At 44.1% G+C, this 5,296-nt stretch carries 5 protein-coding genes; 3 read left to right on the forward strand and 2 right to left on the reverse strand.

Annotated features, from left to right (window positions below):
• Positions 1-722: 722 nt before the first annotated feature.
• Positions 723-2,300 carry a peptide chain release factor 3 gene (locus LX69_RS12905; RefSeq protein WP_111446471.1) on the reverse strand — a complete coding sequence of 526 codons (1,578 nt, stop codon included), beginning with the start codon at positions 2,298-2,300 and terminating at the stop codon, positions 723-725.
• Between the two features lie 431 nt (positions 2,301-2,731).
• Between LX69_RS12905 and LX69_RS12910 the strand changes: the two genes are divergently transcribed.
• From LX69_RS12910 to LX69_RS12920, 3 genes are all read left to right on the forward strand, one after another.
• Positions 2,732-3,436, forward strand: a complete 705-nt coding sequence (locus LX69_RS12910; protein WP_111446472.1) for a right-handed parallel beta-helix repeat-containing protein — start codon at positions 2,732-2,734, stop codon at positions 3,434-3,436.
• Between the two features lie 155 nt (positions 3,437-3,591).
• A complete protein-coding gene (locus tag LX69_RS12915; protein ID WP_111446473.1) occupies positions 3,592-4,089 on the forward strand; it encodes a hypothetical protein in 498 nt (165 codons plus the stop codon).
• A gap of 113 nt (positions 4,090-4,202) precedes the next feature.
• The gene (locus LX69_RS12920; protein WP_111446474.1) at positions 4,203-5,063 is read left to right on the forward strand and encodes a histidinol-phosphatase; all 861 of its coding nucleotides are present in this window, start codon (positions 4,203-4,205) and stop codon (positions 5,061-5,063) included.
• Between the two features lie 59 nt (positions 5,064-5,122).
• On the opposite strand, the gene LX69_RS18385 is transcribed toward LX69_RS12920, so the two are convergent.
• A complete protein-coding gene (locus LX69_RS18385) occupies positions 5,123-5,248 on the reverse strand; it encodes a hypothetical protein (RefSeq protein WP_394336324.1) in 126 nt (41 codons plus the stop codon).
• Positions 5,249-5,296: the final 48 nt, after the last annotated feature.

The following is a 5,296-nucleotide window of genomic DNA, read 5'->3' on the forward strand; positions in this document are numbered from 1 at the left end:
AAGCATCTAAGAACCCAGCATTCAACAGCGTACGATGGCATACCCTGCCGCTGTGATTACGGTAGCTCTCCACTAAACGGTAATAACCGCTATAGATTCCCGTTTCGGGGTTGGTGCGCATGGATACTTTGAAATACATGCCCCAAAGTAAACATGTAAACCGCTGATATACAATACCCCCTTGTGTACTACAAATGATTTTTCGAAAATTCAGACACTGATTATCAATGTATTACAAAAGCAAATAGAGCAAAAGAGCCTATTTTGAGGTGAAAAAAGGTGTTTTTTTAATGAATTTTGGATGGAAAGCTGCAAGATGGGTTAAAATTCTCATGCCGTAGGCAGGAAAGCTCGGTAGAAACGACGAAAGATATCGTTTTGTCTTGCCCCATCGGGGCAAAAGAATTATCCAACCAATTGTTTTCTACCGATCATTTTCCCCTACGGGGAAACCTAAATACCCATCAAAAATCACTTGGTCATATCAACGCCAATATCTCGTTTATCTTTCCTTCAGATAATTTGTGTGCCCACACTTAATGCGTAGATAAAAAACCCGCTCCTTAATTGACATCAATAAATAAAGCAGATCATTCAAAAGAGATGCATGTGAGAGACATCGCTGGGGACATCCATCAATGAATAACCCCAGCCTTATGACTGGGGTTATTCGGATCGTATTTCATTAGAGCAGCAGCCTAAGCGCAATGTTATTTTGACGCTTAAAACTCCGACGTAAAGTGAAATTCTATGTTTTTAAATTGCTCCTGAGCCATTTGCAGCATATACGATGAATCGGCCAAAAACACATCACGGCCATATTTGTCCTTGGCCATGTATTGGTTTTTGCGTTGTTTAAAATCATTGAGTTCTGCCTGATTTTCCGAACGAATCCAACAGGCTTTGTACAAACTCAATCCTTCCCAACGGCACGAGGCTGAGTATTCGTGCAGCAAACGATACTGAATCACTTCAAATTGAAGCTGACCTACCGTGCCAATGATTTTACGGTTATTAAACTGGTTGATAAATAGCTGTGCCACACCTTCATCCATCAACTGATCAATGCCCTTGGCCAACTGCTTGGACTTGAGTGGATCGGCATTTTCGATGTATTGAAACAGTTCCGGTGAGAAACTGGGCAACCCTTTAAATATCAACTTCTCGCCCTGCGACAAACAATCGCCGATTTTAAAGTTTCCACTATCGGGAATACCGATAATGTCACCCGGATAGGCCTCGTCAATAATCGATTTCTTGTCGGCCATAAATGCCGTCGGGCTCGAGAATTTGAGATCTTTTCCCAATTGAACGTGCAAGTACGGCGTGTTGCGCTCAAATTTACCCGAACAAATTTTCACAAACGCAATGCGATTGCGGTGGTTGGGATCCATGTTGGCATGTATCTTAAACACAAATCCTGAAAATTTCTCTTCCCGGGGTTCTACCATCCGATGCTCTGTCTTGGATGGGCGTGGCGAGGGAGCAATCTCGAGAAAACAATGAAGCAATTCTCGAACCCCGAAGTTGTTGAGCGCACTGCCAAAAAATACAGGCGCTAAGGAGCCTTCAAGGTATGGCGTGTTATCGAATTCCTGGTAAACGCCTTCAAACAGCTCCACTTCATCACGCAGTGTGTTGGCCGCTTTTTCTCCAATAATGGTTTCGATTTGACTATCGCTCAAATCCTTTATTTCAATTCCTTCTTCAAGCGTCTGCTTGGATGGTGAAAACAGATATAAGTTCTTTTCATAGAGGTTGTAAACACCCTGAAAATCGGTGCCGTTGCCAATCGGCCAGCTCAATGGTCGAACATTGATTTTCAATTCAGCCTCAATCTCGTCCAACAAATCAAAGGGATCTTTGGTGGGGCGATCCATCTTGTTGATAAACACCATCACTGGCGTGTTGCGCATCCGGCACACTTCCATGAGCTTACGTGTTTGTGTTTCAACACCCTTGGCGGCATCGATCACAATAATGACGCTATCCACAGCCGTAAGCGTGCGGTAAGTGTCTTCAGCAAAATCCTGGTGTCCGGGCGTATCAAGGATGTTTACTTTGTAACCTTTGTATTCAAATCCCATCACTGAGGTGGCCACCGAGATTCCTCTTTGTTTCTCGATTTCCATAAAGTCGGAAGTCGCTGTTTGCTTAATTTTATTTGACTTTACCGCACCTGCCACGTGAATGGCACCCCCAAACAACAGCAATTTTTCGGTCAAGGTCGTTTTACCCGCATCGGGGTGACTGATAATCCCGAATGTGCGACGCCGCTTGATCTCTTCAATAAATCCCATGATTCAAATTTTTTAGCGTGCAAATTTAGTGATTCCTCGCTAACCCCATCATAAAACTTCATTGTTGATAATGCTTTGTCGTATTGCATTCAATGTCGTTTAGTTAAGAGAAAAAGATGTCAGACGAAGAGACAGATGATGAGATGAATAAACAGATATTTAGATCCGTGACCTTCGTCTCTTCAGTCTAATCTATCTGTCTTTAGTCTCATCATCTTCTTGTCTCTTTTGTGAATCGCACTAACTTAACGACATTGGTATTGCATTTGTGATTCATGGTTCAGATGGGTTTCAGATGGCGGATAAACAACCAGATAAGGGGGTCTATTTGTCATATACCAATTTCTCCACCTCTGTGACAGGATGCAACACTAATTTTGATTTACCGTAAGGAATAGTGTTGATTGATTTGTGTTGTAAATGAAATAACTATGCGAAAAATTCTGCTCATGGCTCTCTTGGCCACTACTGCTCATCTGATGGCTAAAGAAACCACTGTCACCACTGCGGACGAATTAAAATCGGCCATCAGCAATGCCAATGCCGGAGACATCATCTGGGTCGCGGCCGGGACTTATGCCTTTACAACTGTTCCGGGTATTGCCATTTCCCGATCAGGAACCTCTACAAACCCCATCACTCTCAAAGCCATTGAAGGAGCCCGACCGGTCATTGATTTTTCGGGACAGGCTCGTAATAATTCTTCGGCTCAGGGCATGAAACTTACTGCCAGTTACTGGTATATCAAAGGTTTAGACATCTACAAAGCCGGGGATAACGGGTTGCAAATTGCAGGAGGACATTACAATACCATCGAATTTTGCAACTTCTATGAATGCAACGATAGCGGTTTGCAAATTGACAATGGCGCAACTAACAACCTCATTCTTAATTGCGATTACTATTTTAATGCCGATGCGACCAAAGAAAATGCTGATGGCTTTGCCTGCAAACTGAGCGTGGGAAATAATAACAAATTTAAAGGATGCCGCTCGTGGCGAAACCTCGATGATGGTTGGGATGGTTATTTGCGAAATACCGATAACATCACCACTTACTACGAGGATTGTTGGACTTTTCAAAATGGTTATGACAAAGACGGAGTCGCAGGATCCGGCGACGGTAACGGCTTTTAAAAACAGGGGGGAGTGACGACAAGCTTCTTAAGCATAATGCTCAGTATGTTCGTTGCATTGCCGTTGGAAATCGAGTGAAAGGCTTCGATCATAATAGTAATCGCGGAGATATAACCCTTTATAATTGCGCTGCCTACGAGAATTTAAAAAACAACATGAGTTTTGGCTCTACGAATAAGGTTAACTTGCTTACCATTAAGAATTCGGTGGTGGTGGGTACCACCGGAGACATCTATGCCACGACCCTCAATGTGTCACACAACAGCTGGAATGGAGGGATAACGGCCAACGAGTCGGACTATGTGGATTTTTCAACCAATTGGTACACTCAATTGTCAGCCCCTCGCAAAAGCGATGGTAGCTTGCCTGTTCTCAATCTTTGGAAACTCGTGACCAACAGCGATCTTATTGACAAAGGAACTGATGTGGGGCTTGCATATGCCGGTTCTGCACCCGATATGGGGCCATTTGAATTTCGTCTCTATTCATCCATTCCCCTTATTGAAACCGGAGCAGAAGTCGGGAATGTAATTAACACTCAGTATTTCACCCTTACCGGAAAAGAGGTTGATGCGTGGTTCAAAGGCATTTTAATTGTTCGCAGGACGTACGACTCCGGGCGCGTGACGATTCATAAAGTAGTGAATAGATAATTGTTTGTGTTTGTATCGTAAAAAAGCTGCTGTCCTTTGGGGCGCAGCTTTTTTTGTGCGGGTGCCATTGAACCTTTTTAACTATTTTTGCGCAAAACATTGCTCCGCATTTTATGATGACCAATTATCATTGTCACAGCCATTATTGCGACGGAACTCTCGGATTGGAAGATTACATTGTAGCGGCCATCAATAAAGGAATGCAAGCCATTGGCTTCTCCGGACATTCTCCGGTGCCTTTTGCTTCGGTATGGAACATGCCCGCACTTCGTCTCAACGACTATCTCTCTGAAATAGATACGCTCAGGCAAAAATATGCCCCACGCATCTCGGTTCTCAAATCTCTCGAAGTCGACTTCATTGACGGCATTATGGGGCCTTATTCTCAATGGGTGAGGGACGCGAAACTCGACTATGTCATCGGTTCTGTGCATTACACCCGGCCAATGCCCGACGGAACTCCTTGGAGCATCGATGACCATCTGGGGGTTTTTCTCGAGGGGGTGCGTTTAGTGTACGACAATGATATCAAGAGTGCGGTAATGCATTATTTTGACTTACAGCGCCGCATGATTGTTGATCAAACCCCTGACATCATTGGTCATCTCGACAAAATTAAGATGCACAATCGCCATCGCCCCCTGTTTGATGAATCGGCCACCTGGTATCGTGACGAACTGCGGCATCTTCTTCAGTGCGTTGCCGACAAAGGCACCATTGTCGAAATCAACACCAAATCATTTTGCGGAAACGGTCTCCTTTTTCCCGGTGAAGATCTTTTCGATTGGTTGCGTGAACTCAAAATTCCCGTGGTCATCAACAGCGACTCGCATCATCCCAACCATCTTACCGATGGCTTTGAGCATGTGGCTGCTCTTTTGCTTAAACACCACATTCACGAAGTCGCTTGCGTGATGCCACACAGCCGAAACTTTATTTCCATTCATGATTGGCTCAATCATTCAACTCTATAATAATTAGATCTGCGAAATTGATGTATGCACATAATGTGTTGAATCAATCATGACGGTCGTTATTTTTCACGCACAAAGGGCACGAACCGCACGGCGATCAGATGTTTCCTCGTCAGTTTTCCATTTTTCTTCTCGAGTAAAAGCAACTGCTGAACGGCATTTTGTGCTCCCAGCGGGATAATCATCCTCCGCTAGCGCGGATTTGCAATCCGTGCTATTGCAAGTGTCAAGTT

Origin of the sequence: Breznakibacter xylanolyticus, assembly GCF_003254275.1 — a bacterium.
Lineage (GTDB): Bacteria > Bacteroidota > Bacteroidia > Bacteroidales > Marinilabiliaceae > Breznakibacter > Breznakibacter xylanolyticus.